22 protein-coding genes are annotated in these 20,397 nt (G+C 46.2%); 15 read left to right on the forward strand and 7 right to left on the reverse strand.

Going from position 1 to position 20,397, the window contains the following annotated elements; all coding sequences use genetic code 11:
- The 4 genes from ACTRWI_RS18740 to ACTRWI_RS18755 form a co-directional block, all read right to left on the reverse strand.
- The coding region (locus tag ACTRWI_RS18740) for an ABC transporter ATP-binding protein (RefSeq protein WP_499133289.1) at positions 1–210 on the reverse strand (210 nt) is incomplete at its 3' end.
- A complete protein-coding gene (locus tag ACTRWI_RS18745) occupies positions 198–440 on the reverse strand; it encodes an ATP-binding cassette domain-containing protein (protein ID WP_499133307.1) in 243 nt (80 codons plus the stop codon). The genes ACTRWI_RS18740 and ACTRWI_RS18745, both read right to left, overlap by 13 nt.
- Before the next feature lie 14 nt (positions 441–454).
- Complete coding sequence (locus ACTRWI_RS18750) at positions 455–640, reverse strand: hypothetical protein (RefSeq protein WP_499133290.1); 186 nt, start codon at positions 638–640, stop codon at positions 455–457.
- Between the two features lie 8 nt (positions 641–648).
- Complete coding sequence (locus ACTRWI_RS18755) at positions 649–1,473, reverse strand: ABC transporter ATP-binding protein (RefSeq protein WP_499133291.1); 825 nt, start codon at positions 1,471–1,473, stop codon at positions 649–651.
- A gap of 362 nt (positions 1,474–1,835) precedes the next feature.
- Here ACTRWI_RS18755 and ACTRWI_RS18760 point away from each other — a divergent pair, with 362 nt between their 5' ends.
- Together ACTRWI_RS18760 and ybiA are read left to right on the forward strand one after the other, a co-directional pair.
- Complete coding sequence (locus ACTRWI_RS18760; RefSeq protein ID WP_004736928.1) at positions 1,836–2,030, forward strand: PA3496 family putative envelope integrity protein; 195 nt, start codon at positions 1,836–1,838, stop codon at positions 2,028–2,030.
- A gap of 264 nt (positions 2,031–2,294) precedes the next feature.
- Positions 2,295–2,780, forward strand: coding sequence for a riboflavin biosynthesis intermediates N-glycosidase (gene ybiA / locus ACTRWI_RS18765; protein WP_499133292.1), 486 nt, complete (start codon positions 2,295–2,297; stop codon positions 2,778–2,780).
- Positions 2,781–2,904: 124 nt separating this feature from the next.
- Here the strand turns inward: ybiA and ACTRWI_RS18770 are convergent, their stop codons facing one another.
- A complete protein-coding gene (locus ACTRWI_RS18770; protein WP_499133293.1) occupies positions 2,905–3,663 on the reverse strand; it encodes a substrate-binding periplasmic protein in 759 nt (252 codons plus the stop codon).
- Between the two features lie 88 nt (positions 3,664–3,751).
- On the opposite strand from ACTRWI_RS18770, the gene ACTRWI_RS18775 reads away from it, so the two are divergent.
- Entirely contained in the window at positions 3,752–6,136 is a 2,385-nt protein-coding gene (locus ACTRWI_RS18775; RefSeq protein WP_499133294.1) for a response regulator, read from the forward strand.
- Between the two features lie 98 nt (positions 6,137–6,234).
- On the opposite strand, the gene ACTRWI_RS18780 is transcribed toward ACTRWI_RS18775, so the two are convergent.
- A complete protein-coding gene (locus ACTRWI_RS18780; protein WP_499133295.1) occupies positions 6,235–6,963 on the reverse strand; it encodes a UTRA domain-containing protein in 729 nt (242 codons plus the stop codon).
- A gap of 211 nt (positions 6,964–7,174) precedes the next feature.
- On the opposite strand from ACTRWI_RS18780, the gene ACTRWI_RS18785 reads away from it, so the two are divergent.
- The 10 genes from ACTRWI_RS18785 (at position 7,175) to maiA (ending at position 16,841) form a co-directional block, all read left to right on the forward strand.
- Complete coding sequence (locus ACTRWI_RS18785; RefSeq protein WP_499133296.1) at positions 7,175–8,257, forward strand: ABC transporter substrate-binding protein; 1,083 nt, start codon at positions 7,175–7,177, stop codon at positions 8,255–8,257.
- A 32-nt stretch (positions 8,258–8,289) separates the two neighbouring features.
- Positions 8,290–9,153, forward strand: coding sequence for an alkaline phosphatase family protein (locus ACTRWI_RS18790; protein WP_499133297.1), 864 nt, complete (start codon positions 8,290–8,292; stop codon positions 9,151–9,153).
- Positions 9,150–10,043, forward strand: coding sequence for an ABC transporter permease (locus tag ACTRWI_RS18795; RefSeq protein WP_499133298.1), 894 nt, complete (start codon positions 9,150–9,152; stop codon positions 10,041–10,043). Before ACTRWI_RS18790 ends, ACTRWI_RS18795 begins: the two co-directional genes overlap by 4 nt.
- Positions 10,043–10,828 carry an ABC transporter permease gene (locus ACTRWI_RS18800; protein WP_499133299.1) on the forward strand — a complete coding sequence of 262 codons (786 nt, stop codon included), beginning with the start codon at positions 10,043–10,045 and terminating at the stop codon, positions 10,826–10,828. Before ACTRWI_RS18795 ends, ACTRWI_RS18800 begins: the two co-directional genes overlap by 1 nt.
- The gene (locus ACTRWI_RS18805; RefSeq protein WP_499133300.1) at positions 10,828–11,847 is read left to right on the forward strand and encodes an ABC transporter ATP-binding protein; all 1,020 of its coding nucleotides are present in this window, start codon (positions 10,828–10,830) and stop codon (positions 11,845–11,847) included. The genes ACTRWI_RS18800 and ACTRWI_RS18805 overlap by 1 nt, the downstream gene beginning before the upstream one ends.
- A 1-nt stretch (position 11,848) precedes the next feature.
- Positions 11,849–12,508, forward strand: a complete 660-nt coding sequence (locus ACTRWI_RS18810; RefSeq protein ID WP_499133301.1) for an HAD family hydrolase — start codon at positions 11,849–11,851, stop codon at positions 12,506–12,508.
- Positions 12,509–12,888: 380 nt separating this feature from the next.
- Positions 12,889–13,962: a 4-hydroxyphenylpyruvate dioxygenase gene (gene hppD / locus ACTRWI_RS18815; RefSeq protein WP_499133302.1), complete on the forward strand. Its 1,074-nt coding sequence runs from the start codon at positions 12,889–12,891 to the stop codon at positions 13,960–13,962.
- On the forward strand, positions 13,955–15,085 hold the full coding sequence (locus ACTRWI_RS18820) for a homogentisate 1,2-dioxygenase (RefSeq protein ID WP_499133303.1): 1,131 nt from the start codon (positions 13,955–13,957) through the stop codon (positions 15,083–15,085). The genes hppD and ACTRWI_RS18820 overlap by 8 nt, the downstream gene beginning before the upstream one ends.
- A 12-nt stretch (positions 15,086–15,097) precedes the next feature.
- Positions 15,098–16,135 carry a fumarylacetoacetate hydrolase family protein gene (locus tag ACTRWI_RS18825; protein WP_499133304.1) on the forward strand — a complete coding sequence of 346 codons (1,038 nt, stop codon included), beginning with the start codon at positions 15,098–15,100 and terminating at the stop codon, positions 16,133–16,135.
- A 34-nt stretch (positions 16,136–16,169) separates the two neighbouring features.
- The gene (gene maiA, locus ACTRWI_RS18830) at positions 16,170–16,841 is read left to right on the forward strand and encodes a maleylacetoacetate isomerase (RefSeq protein WP_499133308.1); all 672 of its coding nucleotides are present in this window, start codon (positions 16,170–16,172) and stop codon (positions 16,839–16,841) included.
- Between the two features lie 79 nt (positions 16,842–16,920).
- Here maiA and ACTRWI_RS18835 read toward each other — a convergent pair whose 3' ends face one another.
- Positions 16,921–18,906 carry an acetoacetate--CoA ligase gene (locus tag ACTRWI_RS18835; protein WP_499133305.1) on the reverse strand — a complete coding sequence of 662 codons (1,986 nt, stop codon included), beginning with the start codon at positions 18,904–18,906 and terminating at the stop codon, positions 16,921–16,923.
- A gap of 200 nt (positions 18,907–19,106) precedes the next feature.
- Between ACTRWI_RS18835 and phhA the strand changes: the two genes are divergently transcribed.
- Positions 19,107–19,901, forward strand: coding sequence for a phenylalanine 4-monooxygenase (gene phhA, locus ACTRWI_RS18840; protein ID WP_499133306.1), 795 nt, complete (start codon positions 19,107–19,109; stop codon positions 19,899–19,901).
- A complete protein-coding gene (locus ACTRWI_RS18845) occupies positions 19,891–20,229 on the forward strand; it encodes a 4a-hydroxytetrahydrobiopterin dehydratase (protein ID WP_422487860.1) in 339 nt (112 codons plus the stop codon). The genes phhA and ACTRWI_RS18845 overlap by 11 nt, the downstream gene beginning before the upstream one ends.
- Positions 20,230–20,397 lie beyond the last annotated feature (168 nt).

Below are 20,397 nucleotides of genomic sequence, written 5' to 3' on the forward strand. Positions count from 1 at the left end.
GCCAAATGGCAGATCAGGATCTGGCACCGCAGAGAGCAATAGCTTGGTGTATGGGTGTTGAGGATTGGTCAAGATCGACTGAGTGGCTCCCCATTCGACGATCTGTCCTTTGTACATAACTGCTGTCTCTTCTGCGATGTAATGTGCGGTTGGTAGATCATGGGTTATGTACAAAAAGTCAATCCCGAGTTCTTTCTTCATTCGTTGCATGAGGCTGAGCACACCAAGTCGAATCGAAACATCCAACAGGAGGTAGGTTCTTCGGCAAGAATAACCTCAACGCCAACAGCCATTGCTCTTGCTAGGTCCCCCTTTCGTCTTTGGCCCCCACTGAGCTCGTGAGGGTACTTAGCCAGTGTTTCAATTGGTAACTCCACCAGCATTAATAACTCTTCCAGGCGCTCTGTTAGCGCTTGTTTATTGGCGACTTGCTGATGAATCTTGAGAGGGCGTGTTAAATGGTGCTCTGTAGTATGTGTCGATTCAACGAGCCAAACGGGTCTTGGAACACCATTTGCACTTGGCTGCGGTAGTCCAAGATGTCTCTGCGGTTGTTAAGGGTTGAGATGTCTTTGCCAAATCCGCCACCAACGGTGAACTCTTTAACGAGGTTTTTTACTTGCTTAATTGATTGTGACATTAAGGCTCCTAGCACGCTATGGCGTGAGCATGTTCGTGAATATTAGGGAAGGAACTCCACAGCTTTTGGGTGTGGGAGTGCTGAGGGTTATTGCGAATCTCATAGGCTTGTTTGACTTCAACCAACTTGCCATGACGCATAATGGTAATGCGGTCACACAGCTGGCTCATCAGGGCCAAATCGTGGGTGATAAAGAAGATAGAGAAGCCGAACTCTTCTCTAAGATGTTGTATCTGTTGCAATATTTCTCGTTGAACGACGACATCCAAAGCCGTAGTTGGCTCATCCATGATGATCAGTTTGGGATTGAGCGCGAGAGCAATCGCAATCACTAATCGTTGACGCATACCGCCACTAAATTGATGAGGGTATTCGGTCAGGCGATGGCGAGGAATATTCACCAGATCGAGCTGCTTTTCTGCGCGGTCCTTGGCTTGTTCATCACTCATTCCTTTGTGGTGGCGTAGTACGTCAGCAAATTGTTCTTCGATAGTTAATACAGGGTTGAGTGAGTTCATGGCACTCTGGAACACCATGGCGATCTCACTCCAGCGCAATGTATTAAGCTGGCTGTCAGATATTCTCAGTAGGTCTTGCCCGTCAAAAAGTATTTGACCGCCAGAGATAAATGCGGGCGGCTTGTGAAGTCGGTTAATAGCATATGCGATGGTGCTCTTGCCACAACCCGATTCGCCAGCCAGACCAAAGATTTCTCCTTGCCCTATGCTAAAGCTGACGGACTTTACCGCGTTGAAGTCTCCGTCATCGGTGATGTAGTCGACACATAGGTTCTTCACTTCGAGAAGAGGTGTATCTGGATTTTCCATAGACATGATAGATACTTAGTTGTGATATTGATAATTATTATCGCTAATATGTGTTGGATTTAGTGAGATCGATCAGTACAAAAACAATGAAGTGCCTCGAAATTTATCTTGGAATATTTCAGGAATTTTCAGTGGGAAACGCGAAGTCTAAGGGAGGAAAGTGAGATTCGGATCAAACCACATTCCTTATGGGGAATCTTTTAAACGTAATTGCAGAAAATGGCTTTGGCAAAGTTTAAATGAGCTAATTGTTAATTAGATTTATGAAGCGTCGGAATCATCACATTTCAGTGCAGAATTTCTTAACAAGCGAAATAGCATTTGCTACAGATTACCTGTCCATTACATGGTGCTTTTCGGAGGAAAACATGTCCATTAATTCTATCAACCATGATGAAATGACAAACATTGCAAATAAGTGGGATGCTGAAGAAGAAGTATCTTTCAAACCAGAAAAGAAAATGAAGTCCGCTGAAGCTCGTCGTCGTATCGAGGCTCTAAGAGAAATTAGAGAAAGCGGTTTGAGTCTGGAAGAAGCGAGGGAGCTAGGTCTTATTCACTAATATCCCCGATTGCATGTAATAGGGTGGCTCAAGGCCACCCTTTGATTTATAAGCACTTTATTCATTTCTCATTTGATTCTCATCTGTAATTTTACCTTCTGAGCACAAAGTTCACTTATACAAATTCTCTCGGCAGCTTCTACTTTTCGTTTAAAAGCAGGCTGACGGCATACTCTTTAACTAAGTTGTTTGACAGCAATATGTGACGCCACTAATTTTAAAGGCAAAGCAAAAATATGCTATGTCGTTGGTAGGGAGAAGGCTATGTCGAATTCTGTGGCTCAAGCTGAAGAAGTGTTGTTTTATGAACCAGAAGATCCGAATGGATACCTTTCAAATTTTGCCGTTTGCCCGATCAAGGTGGATGGGCAAGTGTGGGCAACCAGTGAGCACTATTATCAGGCAATGAAGTTTTCTTCACCGTCGCTGAGAAACATGATTCTTGAAGCCTGCACACCTGCTGAAGCATTCTCATTAAGCCGACAATACGAAGAGCAGGTTCGAGAGGACTGGTACGATATTCGTGTAGAGGTGATGCGATTCATTGTGACCGAGAAATTCACACAGAACCCGCAGTTTGCTTTGTTTTTAACGAGCACGGGTGATTCGGTGATCAAAGAGCACTCTCATAAAGACCATTTTTGGGGAGATGGGGGAGACGGAACCGGTGAGAATCACTTAGGGAAAATTTTGATGGCAGTGCGCCAACAACTTCGTAGTCAGCAACTGCATTTGATCGCATCACATTAAGTACACATTAAAAAAGCCGCTCTGGTTAGTTTGTACGCTAAAAACAGGCGGCCTTTTGTATTTACGTTGTTCCGGTATCCGAAGTCGCTAGAGTGCGCTAACGAGCCATAGAATAACGTTAGAACTATAAGTAACTTTGGACGATGTTATCAAGCTGTCCATCGTCTTTCATTTGGTCTAAACGTTGGTTAATAAAAGTCTCGAGCTTGGGATCCATTTCTGGGTCGAAAGCCAAATGAATTGGGTAGTTATTGATGACTGAACCGAAGTCCTGCATTTGGTAATCATCGATATTGAGCTTCTTATCGTTTAGGTTGTATTTGATTCGTGATTCCATTTCTACAAATACCGTATCACCAGGTGCACGGTTAATAATGCGGAATGCAGCCGTATAATCTTTTACACGGATCTCATTGAGCTTACCTTGCTTGATGTACGGCTCTAAGTTTGGATATTCAAATCCCACTAGCAATACCACTGCCTTCCCATCTAAATCGCTAATGGTATTGAACTCGAACGGCTTTTTACCGCTACTCAGCAATACGTGTTTTACATTGTAAATTGGCTCTTCAGATAGGTTTACTGATTGGATGTTTCCCCAGCTAGGACTGCCGTAGGTAACCCAATTTGGGTTCTCTCTCGCATCTAGCTTGTCAATCATTCGATTAAAAGGGTAGGTGTGGTAGTTAATCTCGTACTGGCTATCGTTAAACACGGCTTCAACAATATCAGAAACGATTCCTCTGTGGGATGACCCGTCAGTTTCGATCTGAAAAGGTTGCGCTTGGCTCGCAATAATGTAGTAGTGAAGAGGCTCGCTTGAGAAAGCATAACTACTTGAAAAAAAAGTGACTATGGATGCAACGATAAGATGTTTTTTCATAACCTTCCCTAGTTATTTGATGAATGACTACTACTATACTAGTTGAGTAATTGTAGTTTACTAAGATAACAACATTGGTAATTTTTATATGGTGAAAAAAGGAAAACGCTATATTGGACTCTCTCGACAGTTAATCGGGGCCATCATTGCCATCAGTACCTTATTCACAGTTATAGTGACAGGTCTGGGGCTGTATGTGGAGTACCAAAATCGAATTTCTTTTATCAGCTCTCAGATCGAACAGGTCCAAGCTGGTTACCTTTCTGGTTTAACGTCAAGCCTATGGGTTGAAGATCGCGCTCAGTTGTTTGTGCAAGCGGAGGGCATTTCTCGTCTCCCTTCGGTCAGTTATCTTCTTATCGAAAGCCCTGACGAAAAAATCATAGAGCTTGGCAGCCCTACAACCGGGCAATCGTATTCTCAGTCATGGGAAATGGTGTATCAAATGGGGGGGAAGGACTTCCCACTTGCCACCCTAACGGTGCAGTCCGATTTAAGTATGATCCTCAATGACTTCGAAGAACGAGTGGTGTTGCTACTTGCTTTTGAAGCCGTGAAAATCTTTTTGCTATCATTGGTCTCTCTGGTCATTGTTTATCGCTTGGTCGTAAAACGCTTAATGGCCATGTCTTCTCAGATAAACGAGCAGCAAGTTGAAGACAATAAACCCCGTTTTTTAACGCCAACCGACTCTACTTATAGAGATGAAATATCGACGTTGGAAAACAGCTACAACCAATCAATTGAACGCATTCGTCAACAGTATCAAGAGTTGATTAAAGCTAAAGAGACGGCTGAAGTTGCAAACCGCAACAAGAGTGAATTTTTGGCTAACATGAGCCACGAAATCCGCACTCCAATGAATGGAATTATCGGACTTTCGTCTATGCTTTCAGAAATGGATATGCCGAAAGAGCAAAAAGAGTACGTCAACATGCTCAACACCTCTTCGTTAACTCTTCTCGACCTTATCAATGACATCTTGGATTATTCGAAAATTGAAGCGGGACGTTTAGAGCTTCAACAAGAGCCGATGAAAATGATGGGCATTGCGGCCGATGTTGAGTCGACGTTCAGAGTGAAAGCCGAGCAAAAAGGGCTTCGATTCCAACTGGCGATAGATCCTAAGGTTCCAACCATGGTGATTGGTGATGGAACGCAGCTCAGACAAGTGCTGAATAACTTAGTGGGTAACGCCATCAAATTTACCAAGCGCGGTCATGTCACGCTTTCTCTTCGCTTAGAGCAAGTGATTGAGCCTGAGCAGAAATTGAGAGTTCGATTTGAAGTGGCCGACAGCGGTATTGGTATCGCAGAAGACAAAAAAAAATCGATATTTGATAAGTTTCAGCAGGCGGATGGCAGTACCACGCGCATATACGGCGGTACCGGTTTGGGCTTGACCATATGCGATAAGATTGTGACCTTAATGGGCAGCAAGCTTCAGCTAACCAGTATTGAAGGCAAGGGCAGTACCTTTTACTTTGTGGCTGACTTTGATCCTTGTTTGGTGGTCGACGAGAGTAATATCGATTTTAATAACGTCTCGGTGTTGTTGGTGGATGATTGCCAACTGAACATGCGCATTACATCGGCACAGCTACAATCGTTTGGTGTGTGCTCTACATGCTGTGAAACCGCAACCCAAGCGTTAGAGCTCGTTTCAGAGTCTGTCGAAAGCGCTTCGCCTTACGACTTAGTGTTGATTGATAAAGTGATGCCTTCCATCGATGGGTTCCAGCTTGCAAGAAACCTGATTGAGCGCTTTGGCAAAGCTTGCCCTAAGCTTGTCATGATCTCTGCTGATCCACGTCAACAAGACGAGATGCATGCTAAGCAAGTGGGTTTTATTGCCTACATTGCTCGCCCGTATCAAGATAACCAACTTAAATGGACCATCAGTGAGGTGTTAGCGAGAACAGCGAAAACCGAGACCTTTACCTATCCAAATCGAGGGGAGGTGGCGTTTAAGGACAATGAGCCTGTACCAACCACTAAATCAGCGGTGGTAGTGAAAGAGGGCGTCGAGGCCGAAGAACCTAAGCCTGAAGCTGCATTATTTAGCGGTAAAGTTCTGGTGGTTGAAGACTCTAGAGTCAACCAGCAGGTTGCCAAGATGATACTTAAGAAGCTTGGCTTTGAGGTAGACATTGCCGATAACGGTAAAGTGGGAGTCGATAAGTTTAAGCATAATGAGTATCAGATGATCTTCATGGATTGTCAGATGCCAGTGCTCGATGGATTTGAAGCGACGAAACAGATTAGAGCACTTGAAGAAGGGACGTCGAAACATATTCCTATTGTGGCGCTGACAGCCAACGTAGTGCTGAAAGATAAGCACTTATGCTTTGATGTGGGTATGGATGAGTTTCTACCTAAGCCTGTTAATCAAGGTACACTGAGAGAAGTCGTAGCGAGTTTTTTGTCTGATAAGAACAAGCTTACAGGAGAAAGTGTGCAGGGGATTATTTAACCTGCGCGCCCTTAAACCTCATAGTAAAAACTAAAACTCCGACCTAGTCAGTCGGAGTTTTTGTATATGTGGGGATACCCATCTTAACGGATGCGGCACTAGCCAATGTTATCAATGTGGATCACTACTGAGTCTGGTCGCCAGTATTCCAATTCACAGTCCATTAGCTCACCATCTTGCTTGTAGTTCACACGGCAGATCTTAAGCACCGGTTGACCCTCAGCCAAATTTAGCGCCTTAGCGACATAGGCTGGGGCTGAAGTGGGAATGACATCAAAGCGTGAACGTTTGGTCTCATAGCCGTATTTTTTTCGATAGATACCTGTCAGCGACATGGTGAGGTTCTCCGACAATATTTTTTCAAAGAGGGGGGCTTTCAATACGTTTTCAACGAACAGTACCGCTCTGCCATCAATAAAGCGTAATCGCTCAATCACATGTATTGGCGTTATCTGCTCTATCTCTAATGCTTTGGCGTAGTCGCCAGCCGCCATCTCTGTGCGAGTGCTCAGCAGTCGTGTTTCTGCAATGCGATCTTGTTCGCGAATCATTTGATGGAAGTGGTAACGAGACAATGGATTGTAGCGAATACGTTTGGGTGACACATACCAGCCTCGGCGCTCCTCTCGGTATATCAGACCTTCAGTTTCTAACGACACCAATGCATCTTTGAGCGTGATTCGTGTGGTGGAAAACAGTTCGCTGAGCTTTCGTTCGGATGGCAGTTTTTGTCCCTCGGTGAAGATACCCGATTGAAGTTGTTCTCTGATGCTCGCCTTAATTCTACCTAGTTGTGTCCCTGATTGCGCTGTTGCCAATGTTCTCATTGCTGATCTAGTCCATAAGTTCGTGTGCTCAATAAGGTAAACCATGGAGTTAACAGGAATGTGACATTAAACAAGGGCTTACTGTCATATGAGTGAAATATAACTGCCACGAAAATGTACTCTAACTGTCAAATAAGTTGCGCGAAAGCGTCACACTCTGGCGATAGCATACAAAACGAACTTACTGACCTAGTCCAGAGGGATAGAGACAATGAAAACTTTGCTTAGCCGTTCAACTGTATCGCCAGCCAAACTGATTGGCGCAACGCTAATAGCGGCAACACTTTCAATGCCAGCGATGGCGCAGGATACCGATCTTGAGTCACTGATTGAAGCTGCTCAAAAAGAGGGTGCGGTTTACAGTGTGGGCATGCCAGATAGTTGGGCAAACTGGAAAGGCACATGGGCTGATCTGAAAGCGAACTACGGTTTGAAGCATCAGGATACTGACATGAGCTCAGCACAAGAGATCTCGAAATTTGAAGCGGAGAAAAGAAACGCAACCGCAGATATCGGTGACGTTGGCTTCGCCTTTGCGCGTGTTGCGGTGAAGAAAGACGTGACTCAGCCATACAAGCCAAGTACTTGGAATGATATTCCGGACTGGGCGAAAGACAAAGATGGTCACTGGGCTCTGGCTTATACGGGCACTATCTCGTTTATCTCAAACAACAACCTTGTTAAAGACGCACCAAAATCTTGGAGTGATCTATTAGAAGGCGATTACAAAGTTACTGTTGGTGATGTAGGTGTCGCAGCACAAGCAAACAACGCGATTCTAGCTGCAGCATTTGCGAATGGTGGTGATGAGTCGAACTTAAAACCGGCGATTAAATTCTTTGGTGAGCTAGCGAAGCAAGGCCGTCTATCTTACACAGATCCAAGCATTGCGAATCTTGAAAAAGGTGAAGTGGAAGTCGCGATCATGTGGGATTTCAATGCACTGAACTACCGCGACAAGATTGACCGTGAGCGCTTCACTGTAAACATCCCACAAGATGGCTCAGTGATCTCTGGTTACACCACTATCATCAACAAATACGCGAAGAACCCGAATGCCGCAAAGTTGGCTCGTGAATACATCTTCAGCGACCAAGGCCAGATCAACCTAGCAGAAGGTTACGCGCGCCCAATCCGAAGCAACGTTACGCTTCCTCAATCAGTACAAGACAAGCTGATCTCGGACGAGCAATACAGCAACGTTCACCCAGTCACTGATTTCTCAGCATGGGAAAAATCAGCACGTCGTCTGCCGCGTCAATGGCAAGAAAGCGTCTTGATTCATCAGCAGTAATCCATATTCAAACAAGCAACAGAGAATAGACCATGAGCAATAAGGTTATCCTTGTTGTTCTAGATGGACTGAATTATCAGGTAGCCCGTGATTGCATGGGCTACCTGAACGGTCTTCTAGAACTGAGCGATCTTCATGAAAAACAGGGCGACTCGCTAAACGTGAGCGCGCAAAAAAACAAGCTTCGCGCCACACTTTACCCAATGCAGTGTGAGCTGCCGTCCATGTCTCGTCCACTGTATGAGTGCATCTTAACCGGTGTTCGCCCCGTTGAGAGTGGCATCGTTAATAACCAAGTTGTGCGTTTGTCGAATCACGAATCGATTTTTAGTTTGGCTAAATCACAGGGCAAAGTAACGGCCGCTGCGGCGTATCACTGGGTGAGTGAACTGTATAACCGAGCGCCATTTGATGCGGTGCGTGATCGCTTTACCAACGACGAAACCATGAACATTCAACATGGCTGTTTTTATCACTGGGACCACTACCCAGATGAAGCCTTGTTCTTGGATGCTGAGCATTTGCGTGTCATTCATCAGCCGGACTTCTTGCTGATTCACCCAATGAACATTGACGACATGGGCCACAAGCACGGGTTGGACTCTCGCCAATACCGTAATAGTGCACGTGGCGCAGATATCTACCTATCGAACTACCTTGAGAAATGGGTGGACGAAGGTTATCAGGTGATCATCACTAGTGACCACGGCATGAATAATGACTTATCACACGGTGGCATTCTGCCTGAAGAGCGTGAAGTGCCATTCTTTGTGATTGGCGATAAGTTCACACACCAAGCCTGTTCAGTGAAACAGACCGATATCTGCGGCAGCGTGTGTCAGCTACTCAACCTTGAACACGATAAATCTTACACTCAGGAAATGTTGGCCCTATGAGCAGCTCTGTAATCATGCCGAGCGATGGCTCTGCCCTTAAACCTCAAACCAAATCTTGGTTCAAACGCTTCAAGCCCGCTTTGTGGTTTGCGCCTTTCGCCCTGTTTTTCTACCTGTTCCAACTGGCTCCTATGGTTTGGGTGTTGATCAACAGCTTCTTCTACGACGATGAGCTTTCTTTAGAAAACTACTCTGAAATCTTCGATTCAGTCTTCATTATGCAGGCCTTTGGCAACAGTTTATGGCTGTCGATTTGGTCGAGTATCTTTGGTTTGGCGATTGCGACCCTGCTCGTTTCTTCACTGCGCCGTGTCGACTCTAAAATCCGCGACGCGGTTATTGCCTTTACTAATATGAGCAGCAACTTCTCGGGTGTCCCTCTGTCGTTCGCCTTTATCATCATCTTAGGCACCAATGGTGCAATTACCTTATTGCTCAAGCAGTACGGATTGCTGGGAGACTTCGACTTGTACGGCAAGTGGGGCTTACTGGCGATTTATATCTACTTCCAGATCCCATTAGCGGTGTTGTTGCTGTATCCAGCGTTTGATGCCCTTAGCGACGACTGGCAAGCCGCCTCAGCGCTGCTTGGTGCGAAAACCTGGCAATACTGGACTAAAGTTGCGCTTCCTGTGTTGTCTCCGGCTTTATTGGGCACCTTCATCATCTTGATTGCTAATGCGATTGGCGCCTATGCAAGCGTGTATGCGTTGACCTCGGGTAACTACAATGTGATTACGATTCGTATCGCGAGCTTGGTATCGGGCGATTTGTTCCTAGAACCTAACCTAGCTGCGGCAATTTCCGTGATTCTGATGGCGATGCTGGCCTTTATCACTGTGATTAACCAATGGCTGATCAGCAAAAGCTATGCAGGGAAGAGAAAGTAATGAACACCGTAAATACTCACTTTCATAAAACCGTGGTCTATTTGATCGTTGGCATCATGATGATCCCGATCTTAGCGACCTTTATTTACTCGATCTCGTCGCGTTGGGGCGCCACGATCTTGCCTGATGGTTTTACTTTGGATTGGTACATCAACCTGCTGACGGATCCTCGCTTCTTACAAGCCTTTGGTCGTTCACTGTTTATCTGTGTAGCGGCGTTGTCATTGAGTGTGGTGTTGATTCTGCCTGCGATTTTCGTAGTGTTTTATTATTTCCCGAAACTCGACAGGGTCATGAATATCCTGATCTTATTGCCGTTCGCTGTGCCGCCAGTGGTGTCTTCGGTAGGCTTGCTTCAGCTGTATGCCGATAGCGAAATCTCACTGATAGGCACGCCGTGGATTTTGATTGGTACTTACTTCACCATCGCGCTGCCATTCATGTATCGCGCGATTGCCAACAGCTTTGATGCAATCAACTTGCACGACTTGATGGATGCGGCTCACCTGCTCGGTGCAAGCACTACCAAAGCGTTCTTGTTGATTATTTTGCCAAACCTTAAAAAAGGCTTAATGGCGTCGCTGTTCTTATCGTTCTCGTTCCTACTAGGCGAGTTCGTGTTTGCCAACATCTTGGTTGGTACACGTTACGAGACACTACAAATCTACCTATACAATATGCGTCAAACCAGCGGTCACTTCACGTCAGCCCTTGTGATGACGTACTTCCTGTTTATTTTCTTACTGACTTGGTTGGCAAGTCGTTTCAGCCAAGGAACCAAATAATGAGCTATGTACATGCGAAAAACCTCACCAAGCGTTTTGGTGACAACACAGTTTTTGAAGACATTGAATTCTCTATCGAGAAGGGGGAATTCATCACGTTGCTTGGCCCAAGTGGCTGCGGGAAATCAACGCTGCTGCGAAGCTTAGCAGGCCTAAATCCGGTCGATGGTGGCGAGATTTGGGTGAATGGTGAAGAGATCACTCACCAAGTGCCGCAAGAGCGTGGCATCGGCATGGTGTTTCAATCTTATGCTTTGTTCCCAAACATGACGGTTGAGGGCAACATTGCGTTTGGCCTTAAAATGAAAAAGCTTGCTGCTGACGAGATAAAGCGCGAAGTCGCGAAAGTGATTGGGCTGGTGGACTTATCGGGCAAAGAGAAGTTCTACCCGCATCAATTATCAGGTGGTCAGCGTCAGCGTGTGGCTTTAGCCAGGGCCTTGGTGGTCAAGCCGCGTATTTTATTGCTTGATGAACCACTTTCAGCGCTGGATGCGAAGATCCGCAAACATCTGCGCCAGCAGATCCGAGATATTCAAAAAGAGATGAACCTAACCACGATCTTCGTGACTCACGATCAAGAAGAAGCGATGATCATGTCTGACCGTATCTTCTTGATGAATAAAGGTGAGATCGTCCAATCCGGTACACCTGAAGAGATCTACACTCAACCAGCTAATGAGTTTGTGGCAGGGTTTATGGGACACTACAACTTGGTTCAAGCGAACAAGGCTAAGCAGCTGTTTAATATTGAAACTGAGTGGAAGGTGGCGATTCGACCTGAATCTATCTACGTTAAAGAGCAAGGTCGACAATATGGCGAACATATCTCTGCGCCGAAAACCGGCACTATTCGTAACCACCAGCTGTTGGGCAACGTGATTCGCTACCAAGTGGATGTTGATGAATGCGAGCTGACGGTCGACCTGCTTAACCGTTCTTCAGAACGACTATTGGCAAATGGCAGCCAACTTGAACTGCTGTTTAACCTTAACGAAATTCAACCTGTGAGAGCCTAAGATGTTCAAACCTTTGTATGTATTCGATATGGATGAAACGCTGATCAATGCCGATGCAGCGATGCTTTGGAATGAATTCTTGGTTGAAAAGGGCATTGCTACAGCACCGAACTTTATTGAAGAAGACCAACGTTTAATGGGCTTATATGCGGAAGGTAGGCTGAACATGGAAGACTACCTTGCGTTTGCTATGGAGCCACTGGCTGACATGCCAACTGAGCAAGTCAGCGCTTTGGTGGAAGAGTGTGTGGAACAGTGTATTTTACCTAAGCAGTTTAAACAGTCGAAAGCATTGATAGATCAGCTTGAGCGTGACTATATCGACATGTTGATCATCTCGGCGAGCGTCACTTTTTTAGTAGAAGCTGTGGGCCGTAAGATTGGTATCGAGAATGCACTCGGTATCGATTTGGTCGAAAATCAAGGCCGTTTTACTTCTCAAATATTAGGTGTGCCGAGCTACAGAGAAGGTAAGGTCACCCGTTTGAATGAGTGGTTAGACAATCAAGAAACTAACTATTCAGACATTCATTTTTATACCGATTCAATCAACGACTTACCTTTGTGTGAACACGCTGATTTTGCGTATTTAGTGAACCCATGCCCGCGTTTGAAAGCACTGGCCGATCAACCGAATTGGTCGATTCTCAACTGGGATTAACGCGAACCCTATATTCGAATTAGCTTCGTTTTAGAACTTATCAAGCCGCTGACTACAGCGGCTTTTTTGCCTCATCAGTCTAATGTTCGACTTATCACCTTAGCTCATAAAAGCTTGTGTGTAACAATTCAATAACATCTCTTGCTTACATGTAAATCAAACCACCACCTTTCAATCCCTTGATAGCGCTCACTTTCTTGTGATTAGAGTTGGTGTGTAACAAATGTTTTACAAATTGACGGGTTTTTAGCGTGATTGTTCATTTCTCTCCATCCATTCCAATCTGTCGGCTTGTGGGCCAAATTTAATTAAGGACAAAAAACAAACAATCATCTCATAAAAAACGTAACACAAGATCGATAGGTACAAGGAGAAAGTTCATGGTGGAGTCATACAACCCGCTTGGCACGGATGGATTCGAGTTTGTTGAATACACAGCTGTCGACCACAAGGGAATTGAGCAACTTAAAGCGCTGTTTGTGTCACTTGGTTTTGCCGAGATCGCTAAGCACCGTTCAAAAGAGGCTTGGCTTTATCGACAAGGTGACATCAACTTTATCGTCAATGAACAACCACACAGCCAAGCTGAAGCGTTCGCTAAAGTTCACGGCCCATCGGTATGTGGCATGGCGTTTCGTGTTAACGATGCAACCACGGCAATGACGCAGGCTTCTACAGGTGGTGGTGAAGAGTACAAGACAGAAATCGGGCCAATGGAGCTGAGCATTCCTGCTATTTACGGTATCGGTGAAAGTTTGCTTTATTTCGTAGACCGTTACGGCAAGCAGAGCATCTATGATGTTGATTTCCGATTCTATGATGATGCGGAAGAGCGCATGGCGAAAGCGGATGTAGGCCTCTACGAGATCGACCACCTTACGCACAACGTGAAACAAGGCAATATGGACCTGTGGTCGGGTTTTTATGAGCGTATCGGTAACTTCCGCGAGATTCGTTACTTTGATATCGAAGGTAAGCTGACAGGCCTTGTGAGCCGCGCAATGACCTCCCCGTGTGGCAAAATCCGTATCCCTATCAATGAGTCTTCCGACGATAAGTCACAAATCGAAGAGTTCATCCGTGAATATAACGGTGAAGGCATCCAACACATCGCACTCGCTACAGACGATATCTACAAAACAGTGAAAACTCTGCGTGATCGCGGCATGGACTTTATGCCAACCCCAGATACCTACTACGAGAAAGTTGATGAGCGCGTTAAAGGCCATGGTGAAGACACTGATCTGCTGCGTGAGCTGCGTGTTCTGATTGATGGTGCACCGACTAAAGACGGTATCTTGCTGCAAATTTTCACACAGACGGTTATTGGACCTGTGTTCTTTGAAATCATTCAGCGTAAAGGCAATGAAGGCTTTGGTGAAGGCAACTTCAAGGCGCTGTTTGAATCGATCGAAGAGGACCAGATTCGTCGAGGAGTATTAGACGATGCATAAATGGATCTCGTTTCCTCATCGGGAGGGGGTGTGCTCTAAACAAGCGCATGCTGATTTCCCCGAAGAGGCTATCTATGAGCGAGAGGCGGGCCGAAGTGGTTTCTTCGGCCCTGCCGCTCACTTCCATCACCAACATGCGCCAACAGGTTGGTCAGAGTGGGAGGGCGACTTACGCCCTCGCGCTTTTGATTTTACGCTGGTAGAAAAAGCCAGTCAGATAACCCCTTGGGCTGTGCCTCATCTTTTGCATAACGCGGACTGCAAAATTCGCGTATGGCGCATGGATGAGAAGATGGATTTCTTGGTACGTAACTCCGATGGCGATGAGCTACTGTTTATTCACCAAGGCAGGGCTGATCTCTATTGCGACTATGGTCATTTAGAGGTGAGTGAAGGGGATTACGTGATGATCCCGCGCTCGACCAATTGGCGCTTGGAGCCAAGTGAACCAATGTTCATCCTGATGATTGAGAACACCGACGCCGCTTATTCCTTGCCAGAGAAGGGCATGGTCGGCAATCACGCGGTGTTTGATCCGGCGGTTCTTGAAATCCCATCGATCAACGATCAATTCCGCGCTCAGTATTCAGAAGCTCAAACTCAAGTGCAGGTGAAACGCCACGAAAAAGTCAGTGTGATCACTTATCCGTTCAATCCTTTAGACGCGGTTGGCTGGCATGGTGATTTGGCCGTGGTGAAAGTGAATTGGCGCGATATCAGACCGCTGATGTCACATCGCTACCACTTGCCACCGTCTGCACATACCACCTTTGTTGGCGCAGGCTTTGTGGTTTGTACCTTTGTGCCACGCCCGATAGAGAGCGACCCTGGTGCGCTGAAAGTGCCGTTCTACCATAACAACGATGATTACGATGAAGTGCTTTTCTATCACGCTGGAGACTTTTTCAGTCGTGACAATATTGAAGCGGGCATGGTGACTTTCCACCCTGCTGGCTTCACTCATGGCCCTCACCCGAAAGCCTTTAAGGCTGGGCAAGCGTATAAGAAAAAGTTTACCGACGAAGTGGCTGTGATGATTGATACCCGTCATGCACTGCAGTTTTCTGATGAGCTCGATAGCGTTGAGAACAAAGAATATGTCTACAGTTGGCAAGAGAAGTAAGGGGCAACAAGGATGAAATTAGCAACCAAGAAAAATGGTACTCGCAATGGTCTATTGATGGTCGTGAGTAGAGATCTAAAACAGTGTGTGCCAGCGACGGATATTTTCCACGCGATGCATCTGACGCCAACAATGCAAGTCGCTCTGGATAACTGGGACAGCGTTGCACCTCAGTTAGAGGAGCTATACAACTCGATCAACACTGGTCATGTAACGGGCAGTGAAGTGTTTGCGCCTCATTATTGTGAATCGCCTCTGCCACGTGCTTATCAATGGGCGGATGGTAGCGCGTATGTAAACCACGTTGAGCTGGTGCGTAAGGCTCGTGGCGCTGAAATGCCAGAAAGCTTCTGGGTTGACCCGCTCATGTATCAAGGTGGCTCAGATTCGTTTATTGGCCCACATGACAATATTGAATTTGCCAGTGACGAGTGGGGTATCGATTTTGAGGGCGAAGTCGCGGTGGTTACCGGAGATGTGCCAATGGGTGCCAGTGCCAAGCAAGCGCATGATTCGATTCGTCTGCTGATGCTAGTGAATGATGTGTCGTTGCGTGGTTTGATTCCTGCTGAGCTCGCTAAGGGCTTTGGTTTCTTCCAGTCTAAACCGTCTTCAGCGTTCTCTCCGGTTGCCGTTACGCCTGATGAGCTCGGTGAACAGTGGAAAGGCAGTAAGGTGCACCTGCCACTGACTTCAACCTACAACGACACGCCTTTTGGCTGCCCGAATGCAGGCGTGGACATGACCTTCAATTTTGCGGAGCTGATTGTCCATGCTGCGAAAACTCGTCCACTGTCGGCAGGGGCAATCATTGGCTCTGGCACGGTATCGAACAAACAAGGCACTGACCACGGCACCTCAATTGAGGAAGGTGGTGTAGGCTACTCGTGCATTGCTGAAGTACGCATGATAGAGACGATTCGTGATGGTAAGCCGTCGACTCAATTCATGTCGTTTGGTGACTCGATTAAGCTTGAGATGTTTGATGAGGCTGGTGACTCGATCTTTGGCGCGATTGACCAAAAAGTCAGTCAATATCGACAGTCATAAATAAGCTATCGAGAGGCACGATATGAACAAGAAGATCACGCTCTATGGTTATTGGCGCTCTTCGGCAGCCTATCGAGTGCGTATTGGGTTGAATCTAAAGCAACTTAGCTATGAGTCGAAATCGGTGCATTTAGTGCGTAATGGTGGCGAGCAGCATGATCCACAATATCGTGATCTCAATGCCAGTGAATTAGTGCCTGTGCTGGTGGATGGTGACGTTCAACTCAATCAGTCGCTGACGATCTTGCAATACTTGGACGAAAGCTATTTGTGTGAGAGCAGCCCAGACACCTTGTTGATCCCTGAGCAAAAACCACTGCGTTACCAAGCGTTGGCGATGGCTCAGGATATTGCGATGGAGATTCACCCTCTGAACAATCTGCGTGTGCTGCAGTATTTGGAGAGAGAATTATCGTGCGAACAAGAGGCGAAAATGGATTGGCTTCATTATTGGATGAGCCAGGGTTTCCATGCTTTAGAAGAGAAGTTGGCTAAACACAGAAAAGCGCACGGTGACTCAGTGTATAGCCTCACGGATTCACCCTGTATCGTCGATGTTTGCTTAGTGCCGCAAGTTTACAATGCGCTGCGCTTTGATCTTGATATGGCGCCTTATCCGCTGATTAACTCGATTGTTGCAGCGTGTAACCAGTTACCTGCGTTCATTGATGCGATGCCAGAGAATCAGGCGGATGCGAACGTATAGCTCAGATTAAGCCCCATGGCTGTTAAGAGTAGAAAGCCCTCCACGATGTTCACTCGTGGAGGGCTTTTTTGTTTCAAGTTTAAAGCGAAATCACACGCTTGATCTCATCGAGCACATCCGCATTGGTTATCGCACCGATGTTCTCAACGGGTTTGCCATTCACGACCTGCTTCACCGCTAACTCCACCAGTTTTCCTGAGCGTGTTTTTGGCACGTCGCTGATTGTAAAAATTTGGCTCGGTACATGCCTTGGTGAACAAGATAATTTAAGCTTGTGCTTAATGGCGGCCAATAGCGTTTCATTGAGAACCACACCTTGCTGCAGTTGAACGAACAACCAGATCTGCTCATTGCGGTCGACATCTTTACCGACGGCGATGGAGTCTATGATGCCCTCAATGGTGTTCACTTGTTGGTATATCTCAGCAGTACCAATACGAACACCTCCAGGGTTGAGCGTGGTGTCGCCTCGCCCGTAGAACAGATAACCGCCATGCACGCTCTGTGCGACTTCGTCTCCGTGATGCCATACATTTTCGAACCTGTCCCAATAAGTGCTGTGATAGCGCTCTCCGGTGTCATTCCAGAAGCCAACTGGGAAGTTTGGGAGGGAATTGGTACACACCAGTTCACCACGTTCGTGATCGACTTTATGACCCGTTGAATTGAATACCTTGATGTTGACGCCAAGCCCTGCCTGTTGGCACTCACCGCGATACACTGGTGATATAGGGTTACCTAACACAAAACAGCCACAGATATCGGTGCCGCCAGAAATAGACGCCAAATGCAGATCTTGTTTGATGTGTTTGTAAACGTAATCAAATTGATCTGGGTAAAGTACAGACCCCGTTGAGCACAGCGTTCTTAAATGAGGTAGAGAGTGACTGTCGATAGGCGAGATCTCTGCCTTCTCAATCGCTTCTAGATACTTGGCAGATGTACCAAACAGCGACACATCGGTGCGTTGTGCTAAGTCCCACAGTACATTGGGTTGCGGGTAAACAGGGCTGCCATCAAAGATCACCAAACAAGCACCGCTGGCAAGTGCAGAAACGTGCCAGTTCCACATCATCCAACCACATGTGGTGTAGTAGAAAACGCGATCTTTCGGCTTAACATCGCTGTGCAGTTGATGCTCTTTTAGGTGGTTGATGATGGTGCCGCCAACAGAGTGCACTATGCACTTTGGCTTACCTGTGGTTCCAGAAGAGTAGAGCACAAACAGCGGATCATTGAAGCCGATACGCACAAATCGAACAGGTTGTGGCTGGTAATGATTGATGATGTTGTGCCAGCTTTGTAGCGACACATCATGCTCAAAATCATTCTTTTTTAAATAGCCGATCTGACACACTTGTTTTAGCTCATTGAGGTGCTCAATGATGGCGCTGTTCTTGTCTGCTATATCAAATGTTTTACCATTGAAAGTGTAACCATCGCAGGTGAATAGCATCTTGGGTTTCACTTGGCCAAACCGCTCAATGACACTCTCAACGCCAAAATCAGGTGAGGTTGACGTCCAAATGGCTCCTAAGCTGGTGGTCGCGAGCATGGCTATCACAGTTTGTGGCAGGTAGGGCGTATACGCAGCAACCACATCCCCTCGCCCCACGCCGCTATCAACAAGCCATTGCTGAACGTTGGACACAGCTTCACATAGGGCTTTCCATGTGTAGCTCTGTTGCTCACCACGTTCGTTCTCAAACCACATCGCGTGCTCGTCAGGCATGGTTTTCGCCAAGCGCAACAAGTTCTCGGCATAGTTTACTTGCGCATTCGGAAACCAAACCGCATCACGATTCGATTTAGGCTGCTGCCATCGGCTCTCACCTTGAGTTTGAATTTCACTTCCTTGCGAGCCAACCACTCCACAAAACTGCCACACGTTCTTCCAAAATGACGCCGGTTGATCCACTGACCACTGATGGAGATCGGCGTAGCTTTGTATACCTCTATCTAGATGTAATTCAGACAGATCAAGGTTGTCGATAAATCGGGTTAAGTTGGCATCAGCGATACGCTGCTCACTTGGCTGCCAAACTGACTTGTTGCTTTCGTACATTCCTTTACCTTTAACAAAAACTTAACGATTTCAGTCTGGTATGAAGGTTTTACAAAGTCAAAAGATCAGTGAAATAAGGCTTCGATATATTTATGTAAATAAAATGTTACATAAAGGGGTGTTTCGAAAAATAGTGTAAATTTGGCGCTTACAATGAGTGGGGATAGGCTTAAAGGGAGACATTCGAAAGGAGGTACGTAATGACTCAATATCATTCTAAGCCCGTGAGCCAAGAGGGATGGGTTGAGTGGAGCCTCGAAGAAGACGCCATTTGGCACGACTTGGTGAAAAGGCAACTGGACGTCATTGATGATCGCGCATGTGAAGCCTATCTGTATGGATTGACGCTGCTTGATCTGCCATTAGACAGAGTTCCTCAACTCCCTGAGATAAACAAAGTTCTAAAGGAAACAACAGGTTGGCAAGTACAGCCAGTACCTGCGTTGATAGATTTCGACCGTTTCTTTGATTTGCTCGCCAATAAGCGATTCCCTGTAGCAACATTTTTGAGAACGCGAGAAGAGTTTGATTACCTACAAGAACCAGATTTTTTCCATGAGATTTTTGGTCACTGTGCCATGCTCACTAACCCTGATTTTGCCGCTTTCACTGAGCAATATGGAAAGCTAGGCCAAGCCGCCACCTCTAAACAGCGAGGTTATCTTGCCCGTTTGTATTGGTTTACGGTTGAGTTCGGATTAGTAAAAGAGGGCGATAAATTGAAAATCTACGGTGGCGGCATTCTCTCTTCTCCAGCAGAAACCAATTATGCGCTGGAAGGGGACTTGGCCGTTCGTGAGCGTTTTGATTTACAAACGGTGCTAAGAACCCCTTATCGCATCGACATCATGCAACCGAAATATTATGTGATTAATGACTTGGCTGAGCTATTTCAAATCAGCCAAGAAAACCTGTTACAACAAGCTGATCTCGCGATTGAGGCGGGGTTACTACCACCACTTTTTGAACCCAAGGAACCGACACATGTTGAATGAATTAAAATGCGAAGCCTGCAGCATCGATGCGATTGCCCTGACTAAAGATGAACAACAGTCGCTATTGTTGGAGTTGTCTGATTGGCAAATCATCGAAAGAGACAGCATCCCGCAGCTTGAAAAGGTATACAAGTTTAAGAACTACAAACAAGCATGGGCATTCAGCAATAAAGTATCTGAGTTAGCTGAAGAAGAGTTCCATCACCCTTCTATCTTATTGGAGTGGGGTAAAGTCACCGTCACTTGGTGGAGCCATTCAATCAAAGGCCTACACAAAAACGACTTCATCTGTGCTTCACGCTGCGATGTGTTTGCGGTGAGTGAATAGTCATTCTGGGCTGGAGAGGTGCTTCTCCAGCCTCAATGATTTGAATATCTCATTATTCGGCTCATTTGGTGAGTCGAATAAGTGCTACTTTCTCATCAAGGGGCATAAGTTCTCTTAAACTAGCTTGACCTACATCAGCACTTGCTTGGTTTCTTGTCCCATAAATCC

The organism is Pseudoalteromonas sp. G5_S1_14_S5, assembly GCF_054968605.1.

Excerpts from the sequence above, each read along its gene's own strand:
- phhA (WP_499133306.1), top strand. The coding sequence starts at position 19,107 with ATGACTCAATATCATTCTAAGCCCGTGAGCCAAGAGGGATGGGTTGAG.
- ACTRWI_RS18835 (WP_499133305.1), bottom strand. The coding sequence starts at position 18,906 with ATGTACGAAAGCAACAAGTCAGTTTGGCAGCCAAGTGAGCAGCGTATC.
- ACTRWI_RS18795 (WP_499133298.1), top strand. The coding sequence starts at position 9,150 with ATGAGCAGCTCTGTAATCATGCCGAGCGATGGCTCTGCCCTTAAACCT.
- ACTRWI_RS18775 (WP_499133294.1), top strand. The coding sequence starts at position 3,752 with ATGGTGAAAAAAGGAAAACGCTATATTGGACTCTCTCGACAGTTAATC.
- ACTRWI_RS18780 (WP_499133295.1), bottom strand. The coding sequence starts at position 6,963 with ATGAGAACATTGGCAACAGCGCAATCAGGGACACAACTAGGTAGAATT.
- ACTRWI_RS18800 (WP_499133299.1), top strand. The coding sequence starts at position 10,043 with ATGAACACCGTAAATACTCACTTTCATAAAACCGTGGTCTATTTGATC.
- ACTRWI_RS18755 (WP_499133291.1), bottom strand. The coding sequence starts at position 1,473 with ATGTCTATGGAAAATCCAGATACACCTCTTCTCGAAGTGAAGAACCTA.
- ACTRWI_RS18785 (WP_499133296.1), top strand. The coding sequence starts at position 7,175 with ATGAAAACTTTGCTTAGCCGTTCAACTGTATCGCCAGCCAAACTGATT.
- ACTRWI_RS18820 (WP_499133303.1), top strand. The coding sequence starts at position 13,955 with ATGCATAAATGGATCTCGTTTCCTCATCGGGAGGGGGTGTGCTCTAAA.
- ACTRWI_RS18760 (WP_004736928.1), top strand. The coding sequence starts at position 1,836 with ATGTCCATTAATTCTATCAACCATGATGAAATGACAAACATTGCAAAT.
- ybiA (WP_499133292.1), top strand. The coding sequence starts at position 2,295 with ATGTCGAATTCTGTGGCTCAAGCTGAAGAAGTGTTGTTTTATGAACCA.
- ACTRWI_RS18805 (WP_499133300.1), top strand. The coding sequence starts at position 10,828 with ATGAGCTATGTACATGCGAAAAACCTCACCAAGCGTTTTGGTGACAAC.
- ACTRWI_RS18810 (WP_499133301.1), top strand. The coding sequence starts at position 11,849 with ATGTTCAAACCTTTGTATGTATTCGATATGGATGAAACGCTGATCAAT.
- ACTRWI_RS18825 (WP_499133304.1), top strand. The coding sequence starts at position 15,098 with ATGAAATTAGCAACCAAGAAAAATGGTACTCGCAATGGTCTATTGATG.
- ACTRWI_RS18770 (WP_499133293.1), bottom strand. The coding sequence starts at position 3,663 with ATGAAAAAACATCTTATCGTTGCATCCATAGTCACTTTTTTTTCAAGT.
- ACTRWI_RS18750 (WP_499133290.1), bottom strand. The coding sequence starts at position 640 with ATGTCACAATCAATTAAGCAAGTAAAAAACCTCGTTAAAGAGTTCACC.
- hppD (WP_499133302.1), top strand. The coding sequence starts at position 12,889 with ATGGTGGAGTCATACAACCCGCTTGGCACGGATGGATTCGAGTTTGTT.
- ACTRWI_RS18790 (WP_499133297.1), top strand. The coding sequence starts at position 8,290 with ATGAGCAATAAGGTTATCCTTGTTGTTCTAGATGGACTGAATTATCAG.
- ACTRWI_RS18845 (WP_422487860.1), top strand. The coding sequence starts at position 19,891 with ATGTTGAATGAATTAAAATGCGAAGCCTGCAGCATCGATGCGATTGCC.